The organism is Robertmurraya sp. GLU-23, assembly GCF_052983275.1.
Genome location: NZ_JBRKCV010000003.1, coordinates 76,848 through 91,820, shown reverse-complemented (window position 1 = coordinate 91,820; position 14,973 = coordinate 76,848). Strand labels below are relative to the sequence as shown.

Here is a 14,973-nt window from a genome sequence, read left to right as displayed (position 1 = left end):
TTCTTTCTGTTGATGAATTATCGTATGGTAGAAAATGATATACTTTCTTTTTTCATGCTAGAAGCGAGACTTTTTCCACCTTCTTCTAGAATAAGACGCTCACATGTTACTTTCATGAGCTCACAACTTATCCCCGTTGCCTCATCTAGTTCACTATAAACTTTAAACCTTTTAGACTGTCCTGCCACCTCATTAATAACAATTCCACTGTGTACATTAATTATGCTATTACCATTAAAATCCAATATATCTACAATAAGAGCTCCTTTTATTACTATCTGATCTTTATTTGCGCTACCTCTAAGAATGACATTTTTAATAAAAACCCTTTTATTTTCTGGGATTGTTATAGTTGGGTCACTATTACCACTCATATCAAGAGTATCGAAGATTAATGTCTCGGTTTTACTTGGATCGGACTGATCCTCTATTATTTCTTTCATTTCTTCTATTGAATAACTTGTTTTGTTACCTTTCTTATCAGTTTCTGGCCAGACGACACCATAATCGATTAATACATCTTCATATATTTTTAGTTCTGTTTCTTGCATCGGTATCTTTATTTGGTGTTCTGAATCTTTATCGTATTTATAGTTAAGATCATCATCATCTACAAAGTTATATGGTTGTTTAAAGGGAGAATCCATCTTATTATCCACAGTAATATCTACTTTCACTACCCTACTAAGTTGTGATTCTTGTTCATTCGTATACTTAGCTCCTAAAGTTAACTCAATAGTATCCCCGGATTTCACATTATCAGGATCAATATTAGTACTTAAACTAACTTCAACGTTCTTTTCACCAATTGAATAGTTAGCTACATTACTCTTTTCTTGAAGGTATGCTAAAGGGCCATTTCCTTCCTTACCTTGATAATTAGCCATTTCATTTAACACTATTTCAATTGCTCCTTCAGCACGGTAAAACTCTTCTTGCTCCTTAGTTGTTTTCACTATATTTTTTAATCCATAAGTAGTGGTTGCTAACATAGAGGTTCCAACTATACTGACAATTACAACCAAGATTAGAACAATCATTAGTGCAGCTCCAGATTGGTTCCTCCTCAAATTATCAAACATAAAGTTCCTCCCTAAAAAGCTAATACCTTACTCTTTCTTCTCCATTAGAGGTTACCTTAGTAGATATTTTATACTCTTGTTTATCTTTTTCTAAAACTAAGGTTACTTTGAATTGGCTTGCGTTTTCTACATCTGGCATAAAGTCAAATTGCTTAACGTTATTCGATAAGAGATTTGATTCCAGTTTTAATTCATTATTTGAAAATGAAATCTTACTGCGAACATCTTCCCCATCTCTAACAGCATTAGAGATGGTTTCCATTATAAATCTAGCTTCCCGTTGCAATTCATTTTCCTTTGATACTGCACTTTCCATTTTTATCCCATAACTAAATAGAGCGAAAACAAGTCCAGATACACTAACCATAATAAGAATAACAATTAATAATTCAATCAATGTTACACCTTTTTGGTTATTCACCATTTCTCACCACCGTAAAAAGTTCGATTTGGTCATTAGAATCTATTTCAGAAGTTACAATTACTTGGATTTCACTATAGCTTTGAGTTATATTCTCTTGAGTATATTCCTGCCCAACCACTTTAACTGTTGCGTCTATCAGGTCCCCGAGAGTTCCAGGCATATTACAGCCTTGCGTAGTGGAACAGTCATAATTTTGCGTTGAACCAGTGAAGCCGTTTTGTCGGATTTCTTCCATTACTTGTTGGCCAAAATATATTAGCTGTGTATCCCTTCCCTGTTCAGTTGTTCTAGTAAAACTGCCTGTCATAATTAACAGCAGAGGGATAATAGCCATTCCAGCAATGACGACAGAGATCAATAATTCAATTAATGTGACTCCCTTTTCGTTGTTCATTTTTATCTTCCCCTTATAGGAGTAGTAAGCTGTACCAGGTCCAAATATCCTCTCCGTACAGGTATGCCACTAATGTTCCAATCATAATCGAAGGCCCAAAGGCAATCGGTTCTTTTCGTTTAACAACTTTTAGTGCGATTAATAGTACTCCAACAACGGCTCCTACAAATGAGGCTAAAACCAAGCTCATTACAGTTAGTGCTGGGCCGAGTACCACTCCAATAGCTGCATACAGCTTAATGTCACCGCCACCCATGCCGCCTTTGCTAACAACAGCAAGCAACAAGAGCAAACCGAAACCAACTACACTGCCTAGTAAGTAAGTTAAAAATGGTTCTTCTCCGATAAAGAAACGTACAATTACTAGAACTACAATACTTGGTAGAGTAATCACGTCTAAAATTAACTTTTCACGAATGTCTGTTAGTACAGAAAGAATTAATAACGTTGATAATAGGATTGCAGGTAGTAGTTCTGAAGTAAGCCCTATTTCTTTGTAAACAATAAAAAATATGATTGCAGTCATTCCCTCTCCTAATGGGTATAAAGGAGAGATCCTTTCTTTACAATAACGACAACGACCTTTTAAGAATAGGTAACTAAATAGAGGAAATAAGTCAAAGAAACCTAACCTGTGATTACAGGAGGTACAGTGGGATGGTGGGTAGGAGATGGATTCTTTTTTTAGGAGACGGATTGCTACTACATTAAAGAAGCTACCCAATACGAGGGATATAATAATAATGAATAGATCAACTATAAGCAATTACTTCAGCCCCTTTCATCGAGGTTTCCATTTCATAAAAATAAAACTGCCGCATTTTTTATGTTGCGACAGCTAATATTAGCTATTAATCTTCGTCTGAATCATCAGAAGATGGTGTTGAAACACCATTACAAGATGAACTTATAGCTCCGTTAGTAACTGTGAAAAACTTTGTTGTATCTTCAGCACATGTTGGTGCAGAATCTAGATATTTGCCTGCTACAAGTGCACCTACGTCAGCTGGTACGCTTCCCACTTCTACTTCATATCTGTTAACTGCATCCTTTAAAATAGATAAAGTCTGCTTATTAGTATTAATCTCTGCTTTATCCTTATTGCCCATAACCATCGGCACCGCCACAGCAGCAATAATCCCCAAAATAACAATAACAACAAGTAGTTCAATTAGTGTTAAACCCGCTTGGTCTTTCATTTTCTTCTTTAATGATTTTAACATGAAGAAAGGTCCCCCTTTTAATTTTTATGTTTTTTCGAGAGCTTTTTCTTAAAATTTGGGAATAAAAAAACCTTTACAGCTCATTCTATGGAATGTAGTTGTAAAGGTCGGTTGCACCAATCGCTCGATATGACTCAGGTGCCCACGTACAAGTCATATTTCTTCGCGCCCTTATCTAATGAAAAGACTCTGTGATAAACATTACTTATTTACTAGTAGTCTACACTAAAAAAAATGAAAAAAAAAGAGGTTTTATGTAAATTTACTATTAGGAAATGTTGGCTAAACATTATTTTAAAAACACCATTTTCTATACTATTTTCCCATATAGAGTAGTATCTTCAATTTCCTCATTTATCATCTTTATTTTTCAGAAATAGCAATTCCAATTAATAACAGGAGCAACCATTAAATAGTTCCTTATACCTATTAGATATCATAATCTACCTCAAATAAATTTTTCCAATATTTATAAAACAAAGTAACATTTTTCCCTTTTTACCCATTATAATAGGAAGAAAATATCACTTATTCTATTAAAAAGGGGATTACATATGTCTCAACCATACCAACAAAAACCTATTTGGGCTTGGGTTGTTCTTATTTTGGGTGGCCTTTTTATCGTTTTCTCTTTACCCGGTATACTGTTAACACTTTTTATGCAAATCAGACAACTAGAAATCGTAACTTCTATCTCTATCATTTTCTTTACAATTGGTGTTTGCATGATTGTTGTTTTGCTATGGGGAATGAAGAGAGCTTGGACAGCCATTAAGAAATATAACGAATATAAAGCAAAATACACTGTCATTGAAACAAATCTAGATCCGACTCCTCAAGAGAAAAAACCCATTTGGCCATGGGTAGTCATTGGGATCGGTGCCTTACCGGTACTTGGAATGGGACCAGGTGTCATCATGCTTCCAATCATGCCTTTGTTCTTGGCTGGCATGTCTACCGATTCTGGGACTACTCCCGAATATGTGCCTATGCTTATTCTTCTGATTGGTTATGGGATCATGATTGGGTATATCACCTTACTCGTAAAAGCTATCAAGAGACTACGTTCTAAGTAAATAATCTGACAAGTTGCTCCTACCTTTTCCAGGTAAGAGCTTTTTTATTGTTAAAAAATGTTACAACATAACAGACAGAATATTCAAACATACATATAATACAGAAATATACCCACCTATTATATAAACCTTCTTTATCCCTCCAACCCCAAAAAACTAACCTTTTTACAAAGGTTAGTTTTTTACTCAAGGCTCTTTTCTTAAACTTTGTTGCTTTTTGGAACAAAATTGTAATAATTGTGCTAAGTTCCCGCAGAAAATAGCATAAATTTAATAAGAAGAGAGCCTGCAAACTAAATTCTTAAGCGTAAAATAGTTATTTTCACGTTAAAATCGGCTTTAAGATTTTAACAACTACCTTACGAAAACAGCCTTACTCAAACATTCACAACATCGGAAAAGGTGATTTTATTGGAAAAAGTATTTTTTATGAATGAAGCGATTAAGTTAGCTTGTGAAAATGTGTTAAGTAATCATGGTGGTCCTTTTGGGGCCATTGTGATTAAAGACGGGAAAATTATCGGAAAAGGAAAAAATGAGGTCACGAGCAGCAATGACCCTACTGCCCATGCTGAGGTTCAAGCGATTCGTGAGGCATGCTCCTATTTAGGTAGCTTTCAATTAACAGATTGTGAGATTTATACAAGCTGTGAGCCATGTCCGATGTGCATCGGAGCGATTTATTGGGCGAGACCAAAGGCAGTTTATTATGCTTGTACGAAAGAGGAAGCGGCTCAAATTGGCTTTGATGACCACTTTATTTATGAAGAAATTAGCTTGCCAATTGAAAACAGAACGATTATGATGAATCAAATTACGGTTGAGCAGTACAATCTACCGTTTAAAATGTGGGAAGTATCATCTGACAAAACAGAATACTAGTCTCTTATAGACACTCTAGGAGGAGAGTATGGACAAAAACAGACTAAAACAACGTATTGAAGCAGCCTCAGGGAAAATGGAGGCTGACCTTGTCATAAAAAATGGCAAAATTATTGATGTATTTACCGGTGAAATCTATGAAGGTGACGTTGCTATTACAGATGGTGCCTTTGTTGGAGTAGGGAATTATTCTGGTAAAAAGGAATTTGATGCAAGCGGGCGATATGTATGCCCTGCTTTTCTTGATGGTCATGTTCATATTGAATCATCTATGGTGTCTCCAAAGGAATTTGCGAAGGTTGAGCTGCTACGAGGAGTGACCACTATTATTGCCGATCCTCATGAAATCGCCAATGTACTAGGTGTAAAAGGCATTCAGCTTTTACTTGATACTTCAGAAAATCTCCCCTTTAATTTTTACTTTATGCTTCCTTCCTGCGTACCTGCCACTAGCTTTGAGTTAGCGGGTGCCACACTTGAGATTGAGGATCTGTCGCCATTGTTTTCCCATCCAAGAGTGCTCGGTTTAGCAGAGGTTATGAATTTTCCAGCTGTGAAACATGCGGAAGAGTCGATGTTAAATAAGCTATATGAAGCAAAGCGGTTAAACGCAAAAATTGATGGTCATGCCGCTGGTCTAAGTGATATGGACATTAATGTCTTTATGACTTCTGGTGTACGTACCGATCATGAGTGTACTACGGCCGAAGATGCGACGGCTCGTTTGCGCCGCGGGATGTACCTTATGATTCGAGAAGGTACCGTTGCTAGAGATTTAAAGAAGCTGCTTCCTGTCGTTAATGAAAGAAATGCTAGACGCTGTCTATTTGTTACAGACGACAAACATCTTGATGATATCCTTCATGAAGGAAGCATTGATTACAATGTTCGATTAGCCATCTCAGAAGGACTCGACCCCCTTACGGCTATTCAGTTAGCTACCATTAATACAGCTGAGTGCTTTGGGTTACAGGAAAAAGGAGCAATTGCACCAGGATATGACGCGGACTTTTTACTGCTAGATGATCTGGAATCTGTAAGCATCTCCCATGTATTTAAAGATGGAAATCTTATCGTTGAACATGGGCAATTAATTTATTTCCCAGAAAATGAGCAAGCAGATATCTCCTCTGAATATGTAAACACCGTTTGTTTTCATGATTTTACCGAAGAGGCATTACATCTTCCTATTGCTGAAAACAAAGCCAATATTATAGAAATCAATAAAAATAGCCTCGTAACCAATCATCTCATTGAAGAAGTGACCGTAAACGAAACGGGTTGTTTTGAATCTTCGTTAGAAAAAGATCAATGCAAGCTAGTTGTTATTGAAAGGCATCATTATACGAATGAAATTGGCGTAGGAATCGTCAAAGGGTTAGGATTGAAAAATGGAGCGATTGCGTCTACTGTTGCTCATGACTCACATAATTTAGTGGTCGCTGGAACAAGCGACTCTGATATCTTATTTGCTGCTCAAAAAATAAAGGAAATGCAGGGCGGACTTGTCGTTGTGAAAGATGGAGAAGTATTAGCCTCTCTTCACCTCCCCATTGCTGGTCTTCTTTCAATGGGCACATATGAAGACGTGTATGCTGGTTTAAATAAGCTGACCTTTGCACTAGAGGAAATTGGCGTAGGCGAAGGCTTCAACCCGTTCTTAACGGTATCCTTCTTATCTCTACCAGTCATCCCAGAAATTAAGCTAACCGCTCAAGGACTGTATGATGTAAAAAATCAAAAACATATTCCATGTTAAAGAAGGTAGAAGGAAATCCCTTCTACCTTTTACTCGTTCTTATAAACTATCACCCGTTGTTGTGCTTTGGTCGGTCGTGCTAGAATCCGTGCCAGGTGTTGTCCCTCTATCTGGTCGTTCCATGCCTTCAGGCGGTGTTCCTCCATCGCCTCTCATTCCGCCGCCACCACCACGGCCTCCCATTCCACCCATACCGCTTTGGGCTTCTGTCACTCCTGATTCATTCAGCCAGGTTACGACATCAGAAATGGTGAACTCGACCACCTTCGTGCCACCACTATATTCTCCATCCGTGTATAAACCATTCGTTTCTGTACCTGTTGATTTTCCTCCAGAATATAATGTGTAACTAGAGTCCTTTTCTAAATCAGACGAGCTGATATATACAGAAGAATATTCTTTTTCTGGTGCAAATGTAGCTATTGTATTTCCTTCACTATCTTCTAAGTGTATTAATGTCCCTGCACTTTGAGTTGCTGGGTATGTCATAAGAATGCCATTTTGCTCAGACGTATCAGAGCTTGCTTGGACCATTCCGGAGCTGCCAGCTGCGATTAATAATCCTCCAGAGATTTCGAAGGTCCCATTATAATCTAATGAACCATTTCCAGAGTTGGTTGGGCCACTTACGACCGCCGTTCCTCCAGTCATAACAAAGTTTCCATTCGAGTCAAGTCCATCACCTTGTGAATTAACAGACACATAACCACCACTGATTTGAAGCATCATATCAGAAGATGCACTGCTCTCCATGTCCATTCCTGACCCATCGACTCCACCACCAACATTGAGTCCATCATCACTTGCCGTTACATCGATGTTTCCATCTGCAATCGCAATGACTCCACCTTCGATTCCTTCGTAACTCTTAGTAATGGTGATATTTCCACCTTTCGTTAAGACTGAAGAGTCCGCATGGATGCCATCATCTCCGGTCGCAATCGCTAATTCCCCACTTTCAATAAGGACGTTACCATTACTATGAACGGCGTCGTCAAGAGAATCAATGTCAAATGTTCCACCAGCGATGGCCAGTTCAGCTGTTGCTTTTAACCCTTTTGAGCTGCTTGTTTCTGTCGTTGTTGTTGTAGTAGTTGATTCACTTTGGCCTCTTCCACCCATTGCATTTTCATTAGCCGCAACCGTCTCAGGGCTTCCTCCACCAGTTGTAATGGTATAGTCTCCACCTAATGTATACAGAGAGGTTTGGGCTTGAATTCCGTCATTTTCTGCTGAAATCGAATATGTTCCAGCTTCAATGACTAGATTTCCTTTTTCAGCATCCTCATCATTGGTCGTTTTCATGCCGTCACCACCTGCTGTGATCGTAAACGTTCCGTTCTTAATAGCCAGCAGGTCTCGTCCAACAATCGCATCATCCTTAGCGGTAATTTCAATATTTCCACCCGTGATTTTCAGATCATCTTTTCCTGTAATTCCGTTGTTAAAGTTCGCTTCAACCACAAGTTTTCCTTCCCCATTAATCGTTAAATTGCCTTTACTAAAAATGGCTGAGTTTGGTTCTTCTGCTTCTGCATCATCGTACACATATTGTGATCCATCTGTTATTGTATTTTCCGTTCCTTCCGGCATAGAGATAACTGTCTTCTCTGCATTCTTCACATATATAGGGGCTGAAGAGCTGCTAGTAATATCTACTCCATTTAATACGATTCGAACGGTATTCTTATCTTCTGCATCTACAACAATTTGACCATCGTCTAATGTTCCACTAAGAACATATACGCCCCCTGTTTTAATCGTAACGGTACTTCCTGAAACAACTACACCACCTGATCCTTCATAGGTTGCTGTTGATCCATTCAACTGGATACTTGTTACCTCTTCATATTCCCAGTCTGTATAAAGATCATCATCACTATAACTTACAAGTCCACTTACAACAGATTGTATGTCGCTGTCTGCTAGTGTGCTTAAACTCTCTATATTAACCTCTGTAGCAGTACTTGTTTCTGAACTAGACTCCTCTTCCGTATTGCTGCAGGCAAATAATAATGTGGTGCACAATAAAGGTGCAATTAACTTCGTAAATTTATATTTTCGTTTCATCAACTTGGCTCCTTTTCTATTTGATAAGCCTATTATGTTTGCCCAACCTTAACAAAACCTTAAAAAAATTTATATTCAATAAATAATTTGCATTTCTCGAATTAGCCCCTATAATCGAACTTAATTCATTCAAGCAAAAACAGTTCATACAAGGAGGCGAAGAATATTGAATCTATTAATTATAGAAGATGATAAAGTCCTATCGGAATCGATCAAAGAAACGACAAATGATTTGTTTCAAGTTGAACAAGCATTTGATGGAGAAGAAGGATTGTATTTAGCAGAACAAAATATTTTTGATGTGATCATTTTAGACATTATGATGCCTCATATGAATGGTTACGAGGTACTAGAGGAACTCCGAAAGAAGAATATTACAACGCCTGTTATTATCCTGACAGCAAAAGACGGCATAGATGATAAGATTAAAGGATTTAAGGTGGGTGCAGACGATTATTTAGTCAAACCCTTCCATCGCGAGGAGCTTCTATTACGTTTAGAAGCTATGGTTCGACGTTCTGTGGGGTCATTTAAAGAAAATATCCTTTCCTTTAAGGACTTACATTTACACTTGAAAAATAAAACAGCGTCAATTGGTGAGGAAGTGATTAAACTAAATGGCAAGCAGTTTGATTTACTCGAGTACTTAATCAACAATAAAAATACGATCCTAACCAAAGAACAAATTTTTGACCGAATTTGGGGATTTGAGTCTGATACATCAACAACAGTTGTGGAAGTGTATGCAAGCAACCTACGCAAAAACTTAAAAAAATACGATTATGATCAATATATCAAAACCTTTCGAGGATTAGGCTATATGCTTTCAGAAGGTGAAGGAAATGTTTAAGGAGAAAATCTTCCGTAGCCAACAGCTCAAGTTCATGATTTTTAACCTTATTGCTTTTACGATTATTTTTACGATTTTTGGAATTATTATTTTTAGCCAAGTTCAAGGAACGTTATTTAAAAAAACAGACGAAGAACTTTTAATGGTAAAAGAGAAACATATGAGTGAATTCTCAGATATAACTAATGGAGACCGACCTTTAGATAGTATCGATCGTACTCCTCCGAATAACGACCAAAGGGCAATCAAGAATCCACGTATCTTTATCTTAAATTGGAATAAAGATGGTGAAATCATTGAGGGAGATCAAATTGGATCATTATTTTACGAAAGTTATTTACAAGACTTTACTCTAGACAAAAACAATCTTGATACGGTAACCAATATAACTATAGACGATCAATACCACTTTAGATATTTGCTATTTGAAGATACAAACGAGAATGATGAAGTAGCATATGTACAATTAATGATCAATACCGACGCGGAAGAAACAATCATCAATAACTTCCAAAAGCTAATCATTATTTTTTCTATCGTCTTTATCGTCCTATCTATTTCAGCAAGTTATATTTTATCGAAAAAAATGATGCAACCGATTATTCTTTCTTGGAAAAAACAAGCCGAATTTGTCGAGAATGCCTCACATGAATTACGAACACCTTTGACGATTATTCAAAATAAACTTGAACTTTTGTTAACTTCCCCTCAAGAGAAAATAGCGAACAAATTTGAAAATATTGCGCTAAGCTTATCTGAAACTAGAAGACTATCGAAGCTTACTTCTGATTTATTAACCCTAGCTCGTGCTGATTCTGCTGAGACACAGCTGGTGAAGCAAACGATTCATGTCGACACATTTGTGAAAAACGTATGTGCCCCTTATATCGAAATTGCGGAGTCACAGGACAAGCATTTATGGCTTCAGTTGAATTGCGACATGAAAATGGAAGCAGACGAAGTCCGCCTACACCAGTTGCTCGTCATATTGCTTGATAATGCGTTAAAATATACCGGTGAAAATGATAGCATTGGCGTAAAAACGTATGAAGAAGACCACAAAATTATTTTTGAAGTGAGTGATACAGGAATCGGGATCAAGGAAGAGAATATGAAATACATTTTTGATCGTTTCTATCGCGAAGATAAAGCCCGTTCTAGAGAAACAGGTGGAGTTGGTCTAGGGTTATCTATTGCTCACTGGATTGTGAAGCAGCATGATGGAACGATAAAGGCAAGCCAGAATAAAAACAAAGGAACTACCTTTAAAGTAAGACTACCTAGATAGGGTCACAAACGTGGCTCTTTTTTTACACAAAATAAAAGCATGGATTTTTCTCATCCACACCTTTATTAGTAATATTGATTTTTTTTCATTAGCCAGATACCTTTTCTAACTTTATTGTTTCGTATAATTCAACAAATTCAGTTGCTAAATCCTTCATGGAAATGGCGTTCATCAGGTGATCCTGCGCGTGAACCATTAATAGAGAAATCTCTACTTTTTCTCCTCTAATTTCACCTTGGATTAATGACGTTTGAACATGATGTGCCTCGTTCAAAGCTTCTGCCGCTTCTTGAAGTTTTGCTCGTGCTTCTGTGAAATCTCCACGTTTCGCTGCTGCGATTGCTTCCATTGAACAGCTCTTTCCATTTCCACCATGTAAAATAATTTGAAATATCGTTTCTTCCATAGATGCCATTGTAAAACCCTCCGTAAGAAATTAGTCTCACATGTACTCATGTGAGACTAATTGTTTTGATGTCTTGATGTTATTAGCTCACTTTTGATGAATTATTTACTCCGCCTTCTTCTTGTTGCTTCATCTTATCCCACATTCTGAAGAACGGGAAGTAGATAGCTAGAGCAATAACGACGTTGACAGCCTGCATAATCGCACCTGAGATTTTACCACCAGTTGCTAGGTATCCACCGATAATTGGCGGCGTTGTCCAAGGAATTGCGATACCTGCTGGCTTCGCAACTAAACCTAACTTCATTGAGTAATACGTTACAATGATTAACACGATTGGTGTTAAGAAGAACGGTACGATTAGTAATGGGTTCATAACGATTGGTGTACCAAAGATGATTGGTTCGTTGATCATGAATGTTCCAGGACCAGCCGATAATTTACCAAGCGCCTTCATCTGTTGGCTCTTTGCCCAGAAAAGCATGAGCATCGCTAGACCAAATGTAGCACCTGTACCACCGATATTAACGAATACTTCAAAGAATTGTGATGTAAAGATATTTGGTAATTCTTCACCAGCACGGAACGCAATTTGGTTTTCTTCTGTTGCCATTAACCAAACTGGGCTTAAAACACCACCAACGATGTTTGTTCCGTGTAGACCTGCAGACCAAAGCATCATAATAAGCATGTAGGCAAAAATTGAACCGATTAAGCTTCCGCCTAATAATCCAAGTGGCTTACCAAGTACTAATTGAACCACGTCATGAATACTGTTGATTCCAAAGTACTCAATTACTAAGCGAATAAGGAAGATCGTAGTAATAACGATAAAACCAGGAACAAGTGCAACAAACGATTTACTTACTGCCGGTGGAACGCTATCTGGCATTTTAATAACGATATTTTTCTTAAGAATAAGGTTATATACTTCTGTTGAGAATAATGCGATTAAGATGGCTACGAAAAGTCCTTTACTTCCCATAAATGCAACTGGAATCGCTCCGCCAACTGCAATGGCTTCTGCTGCTCCATCTGGAGTAAACGGTACATTGAATGGTGTAGCTAATAAGAATGCACACAGTGAGATTACCCCTGCTGTAATGGCGTCAATGCCATACCGCTCAGCTAGACGATATGCAATACCGAATGCTGCGATTAGACCCATCATGTTAAACGTTGCATCAGTTGGATACATTAGTTTTGCTAACCATTGATCTCCGAACACACTTGCCATGAAATCAGCATAGCCAGGAATCGGTAGGAAACCTAAGATTAGGAATACAGACCCAATAATAATCATTGGCATCGCTAGGATGATTCCATCTTTTAGCGCACCTAAGTGTCTTTGTGCGGCTAATTTACCAGCAAAAGGCATAAACTTTGATTCTAGGAAATTTAAAAACTTATTCATCACGTTTCATTCCCTTCTCTACCTAGAGTTTTTTAGAAATTATTTATTCGTTAGTCCTACTGCTGTTTTTAATACTTCTGCACCATTACACATTCCGTAGTGGATTGGGTTAATAGAATCAACTGGGATATTCTTTTCTTTTCCTAGTTGTTGCATTTGAGGTAAGAGGTAACGTACTTGTGGTCCAAGAAGCAATACATCCGCTTGATCGATATTTGCTTTTACTTGGTCTGCACTTACTGCCCAGATCTTTGAGTCAAGTCCTTGGTCTTTTGCAGCCGCTTCCATTTTTGTTACTAGTAAACTTGTAGACATACCTGCCGCACAGCATAATAGAATGTTCATCATAAATTCCCCCTAAAGTGTTTTAATTGCTTATTTGTAAATAACTGAGATAAGTTCTTTTTATGAAGAAGATGTGTTGGCATCTCCTTGTTGATTTCATATTACAATGAAAGCGATTTCATTAATATCTATCTTTTTTCCGTTTCTCAACGGAAAAAATTATTACTACTATTTTACTAGCTTTCCTTTGTACAAAAAATTATATTGTAAATTTCTTTTAAGGTTTGTTTAAGGTTGCCCACCGATAATGTAATTCAAGGAGCTAACATAAAGGAGTTGAAACATGGTGAAGGCAATGACCTTAAATGGTGTTCAAGGGAGATATGAACTTAAGCACGAAATCACAAAAATGGATTGCTACTTATTAAGAAGCAAGCTACAGCATGTGATGACGGCTGACCCAAATGCGAATAATGATGGGAAATACTTAATCCGAAGTGTATACTTCGATAATTTTGATAATAAAGTTCTTCAACAAAAGAAGGAAGGTTTTTTCGAACGAGACAAGTTCCGTGTTCGTCTGTATGACCATAACACGAGCTACATTAATCTCGAAAAGAAGAGCAAACGAAATAATATGACCTATAAACAGAAGTGTCGTATGACGATTGATGAATATGAAAAGGTAAGAATCGGAGACATCGCTTGGATGGAAAATGATTCACGACCATTGATGAGGGATTTGTACATGCAAATGAATCTGCTGCAAATCAAACCTGTGACCATCGTGGATTATGAGAGAGAGGTTTTTATTTACGAGTATGGAAATGTCCGAGTCACATTCGATAGCTCCGTTAAGACAAGCTTCCGAAACAATGATCTTTTAAATCCGGATGTACCAATGGTGGAAACAACCCCTGGTATTGTCATTTTAGAAGTAAAATACGATGAGTTTTTACCTGATGTCATCAAGCAGTTAGTTCAGCTTCATGACAGACGAAGAGGCACTTATTCAAAATACCAAATAAGCCGTATGTTCGGTTAACAATATTGGAGGAATAGAAAATGGATACAATTAATTTTCAGGATATTTTCAAGTCTAAATTTTTAGAGCAAACAAGCAGCTTTTCAATCGTCGATTCCTTAATTGGATTATTTGCATCATTAGTGATTGGTCTCTTTATCTATTGGGTATATAAAAAGACGTTCACAGGTGTGATCTATTCACATACCTTTAATATCTCACTTATTGTTATGTCAATGGCCACATCCCTAGTGATTATCGGTATCTCATCTAATGTATTATTATCACTTGGTATGGTTGGTGCATTATCGATTGTTCGTTTCCGTACACCGATTAAAGATCCAATTGACATCGTCTACTTGTTCTGGGCAATCATTGTAGGTATTCTTAGCGGAGCTGGCTTTGTGCCACTTGCTGTTCTTGGTTCACTACTCATTGCAGCCATTCTAATCTTCTTTGGAAATCGTATTAAAGTGGAAAATCCATATCTATTAGTCGTACGATACAATGGCCATTCAATTGAAAAATCATTAGAGCATGTGGTATCTGAGAACTCGAAAAAGCATACGATTAAATCAAAATCTGTCATGCCTGGTAGTGAATATGAAGTTACCTATGAAGTCCGCGTGAAGGACAATGACATGAGCTTTATCAACAATATTTCCGAAATGGATGGAGTAAGATCTGCCATAATGCTAAGTTACGACGGAAACTTCACAGCCTAGTATTATTAACAATAATAATATCTCTTAACTTTGAAAAAAGGAGATTGCCCTTCCCCCCTGGCAATCTCCTT

16 protein-coding genes and 1 riboswitch are annotated in these 14,973 nt (G+C 37.4%); of the genes, 7 read left to right on the top strand and 9 right to left on the bottom strand.

The genetic code is table 11. From position 1 onward, the window contains the following. Positions 1-17: 17 nt before the first annotated feature. The 5 genes from ACVBAX_RS07920 to ACVBAX_RS07900 all read right to left on the bottom strand — a co-directional run bounded on the left by ACVBAX_RS07920 (position 18) and on the right by ACVBAX_RS07900 (position 3,123). On the bottom strand, positions 18-1,082 hold the full coding sequence (locus ACVBAX_RS07920) for a hypothetical protein (RefSeq protein WP_447116561.1): 1,065 nt from the start codon (positions 1,080-1,082) through the stop codon (positions 18-20). Positions 1,083-1,101: 19 nt separating this feature from the next. After that, the gene (locus ACVBAX_RS07915) at positions 1,102-1,506 is read right to left on the bottom strand and encodes a prepilin-type N-terminal cleavage/methylation domain-containing protein (RefSeq protein WP_447116560.1); all 405 of its coding nucleotides are present in this window, start codon (positions 1,504-1,506) and stop codon (positions 1,102-1,104) included. Continuing rightward, positions 1,496-1,900 carry a type IV pilus modification PilV family protein gene (locus ACVBAX_RS07910; protein WP_447116559.1) on the bottom strand — a complete coding sequence of 135 codons (405 nt, stop codon included), beginning with the start codon at positions 1,898-1,900 and terminating at the stop codon, positions 1,496-1,498. The genes ACVBAX_RS07915 and ACVBAX_RS07910 overlap by 11 nt, the downstream gene beginning before the upstream one ends. Positions 1,901-1,913: 13 nt before the next feature. Next, positions 1,914-2,666, bottom strand: coding sequence for a prepilin peptidase (locus ACVBAX_RS07905; RefSeq protein WP_447116558.1), 753 nt, complete (start codon positions 2,664-2,666; stop codon positions 1,914-1,916). A gap of 85 nt (positions 2,667-2,751) precedes the next feature. Beyond that, on the bottom strand, positions 2,752-3,123 hold the full coding sequence (locus ACVBAX_RS07900) for a type II secretion system protein (protein ID WP_447116557.1): 372 nt from the start codon (positions 3,121-3,123) through the stop codon (positions 2,752-2,754). 96 nt (positions 3,124-3,219) lie between these two features. After that, positions 3,220-3,303, bottom strand: a riboswitch (cyclic di-GMP riboswitch). A 374-nt stretch (positions 3,304-3,677) separates the two neighbouring features. Between ACVBAX_RS07900 and ACVBAX_RS07895 the strand changes: the two genes are divergently transcribed. The 3 genes from ACVBAX_RS07895 (at position 3,678) to ade (ending at position 6,840) form a co-directional block, all read left to right on the top strand. Then, positions 3,678-4,199 (top strand): hypothetical protein, encoded by a 522-nt coding sequence (locus ACVBAX_RS07895; RefSeq protein WP_447116556.1) that lies wholly within the window; start codon positions 3,678-3,680, stop codon positions 4,197-4,199. 411 nt (positions 4,200-4,610) lie between these two features. Beyond that, the gene (locus ACVBAX_RS07890; RefSeq protein WP_430774390.1) at positions 4,611-5,081 is read left to right on the top strand and encodes a deaminase; all 471 of its coding nucleotides are present in this window, start codon (positions 4,611-4,613) and stop codon (positions 5,079-5,081) included. 28 nt (positions 5,082-5,109) lie between these two features. Continuing rightward, positions 5,110-6,840, top strand: a complete 1,731-nt coding sequence (gene ade, locus ACVBAX_RS07885) for an adenine deaminase (protein WP_447116555.1) — start codon at positions 5,110-5,112, stop codon at positions 6,838-6,840. Positions 6,841-6,879: 39 nt separating this feature from the next. On the opposite strand, the gene ACVBAX_RS07880 is transcribed toward ade, so the two are convergent. Continuing rightward, entirely contained in the window at positions 6,880-8,910 is a 2,031-nt protein-coding gene (locus ACVBAX_RS07880) for a carbohydrate-binding domain-containing protein (protein WP_447116554.1), read from the bottom strand. Between the two features lie 166 nt (positions 8,911-9,076). Here ACVBAX_RS07880 and ACVBAX_RS07875 point away from each other — a divergent pair, with 166 nt between their 5' ends. After that, on the top strand, positions 9,077-9,760 hold the full coding sequence (locus ACVBAX_RS07875; protein ID WP_447116553.1) for a response regulator transcription factor: 684 nt from the start codon (positions 9,077-9,079) through the stop codon (positions 9,758-9,760). Next, positions 9,753-11,048 carry a sensor histidine kinase gene (locus tag ACVBAX_RS07870; protein WP_447116552.1) on the top strand — a complete coding sequence of 432 codons (1,296 nt, stop codon included), beginning with the start codon at positions 9,753-9,755 and terminating at the stop codon, positions 11,046-11,048. Before ACVBAX_RS07875 ends, ACVBAX_RS07870 begins: the two co-directional genes overlap by 8 nt. An 88-nt stretch (positions 11,049-11,136) precedes the next feature. On the opposite strand, the gene ACVBAX_RS07865 is transcribed toward ACVBAX_RS07870, so the two are convergent. The 3 genes from ACVBAX_RS07865 to ACVBAX_RS07855 form a co-directional block, all read right to left on the bottom strand. Beyond that, positions 11,137-11,463, bottom strand: coding sequence for a PTS lactose/cellobiose transporter subunit IIA (locus ACVBAX_RS07865; protein WP_447116551.1), 327 nt, complete (start codon positions 11,461-11,463; stop codon positions 11,137-11,139). A 73-nt stretch (positions 11,464-11,536) separates the two neighbouring features. Further along, positions 11,537-12,868: a PTS cellobiose transporter subunit IIC gene (celB, locus tag ACVBAX_RS07860; RefSeq protein WP_447116730.1), complete on the bottom strand. Its 1,332-nt coding sequence runs from the start codon at positions 12,866-12,868 to the stop codon at positions 11,537-11,539. Positions 12,869-12,907: 39 nt separating this feature from the next. After that, positions 12,908-13,213 carry a PTS sugar transporter subunit IIB gene (locus ACVBAX_RS07855; protein ID WP_119710361.1) on the bottom strand — a complete coding sequence of 102 codons (306 nt, stop codon included), beginning with the start codon at positions 13,211-13,213 and terminating at the stop codon, positions 12,908-12,910. A 286-nt stretch (positions 13,214-13,499) separates the two neighbouring features. On the opposite strand from ACVBAX_RS07855, the gene ACVBAX_RS07850 reads away from it, so the two are divergent. Both ACVBAX_RS07850 and ACVBAX_RS07845 read left to right on the top strand, forming a co-directional pair. Continuing rightward, entirely contained in the window at positions 13,500-14,198 is a 699-nt protein-coding gene (locus ACVBAX_RS07850; RefSeq protein ID WP_391557107.1) for a polyphosphate polymerase domain-containing protein, read from the top strand. A 20-nt stretch (positions 14,199-14,218) separates the two neighbouring features. After that, the gene (locus ACVBAX_RS07845) at positions 14,219-14,902 is read left to right on the top strand and encodes a DUF4956 domain-containing protein (protein ID WP_447116550.1); all 684 of its coding nucleotides are present in this window, start codon (positions 14,219-14,221) and stop codon (positions 14,900-14,902) included. Positions 14,903-14,973 lie beyond the last annotated feature (71 nt).

Coding starts and splice junctions, on each gene's coding strand:
- ACVBAX_RS07870 (WP_447116552.1), top strand. CDS start 9,753: ATGTTTAAGGAGAAAATCTTCCGTAGCCAACAGCTCAAGTTCATGATT.
- ACVBAX_RS07910 (WP_447116559.1), bottom strand. CDS start 1,900: ATGAACAACGAAAAGGGAGTCACATTAATTGAATTATTGATCTCTGTC.
- ACVBAX_RS07855 (WP_119710361.1), bottom strand. CDS start 13,213: ATGAACATTCTATTATGCTGTGCGGCAGGTATGTCTACAAGTTTACTA.
- ade (WP_447116555.1), top strand. CDS start 5,110: ATGGACAAAAACAGACTAAAACAACGTATTGAAGCAGCCTCAGGGAAA.
- ACVBAX_RS07895 (WP_447116556.1), top strand. CDS start 3,678: ATGTCTCAACCATACCAACAAAAACCTATTTGGGCTTGGGTTGTTCTT.
- ACVBAX_RS07865 (WP_447116551.1), bottom strand. CDS start 11,463: ATGGCATCTATGGAAGAAACGATATTTCAAATTATTTTACATGGTGGA.
- celB (WP_447116730.1), bottom strand. CDS start 12,868: ATGAATAAGTTTTTAAATTTCCTAGAATCAAAGTTTATGCCTTTTGCT.
- ACVBAX_RS07880 (WP_447116554.1), bottom strand. CDS start 8,910: ATGAAACGAAAATATAAATTTACGAAGTTAATTGCACCTTTATTGTGC.
- ACVBAX_RS07920 (WP_447116561.1), bottom strand. CDS start 1,082: ATGTTTGATAATTTGAGGAGGAACCAATCTGGAGCTGCACTAATGATT.
- ACVBAX_RS07845 (WP_447116550.1), top strand. CDS start 14,219: ATGGATACAATTAATTTTCAGGATATTTTCAAGTCTAAATTTTTAGAG.
- ACVBAX_RS07900 (WP_447116557.1), bottom strand. CDS start 3,123: ATGTTAAAATCATTAAAGAAGAAAATGAAAGACCAAGCGGGTTTAACA.
- ACVBAX_RS07915 (WP_447116560.1), bottom strand. CDS start 1,506: ATGGTGAATAACCAAAAAGGTGTAACATTGATTGAATTATTAATTGTT.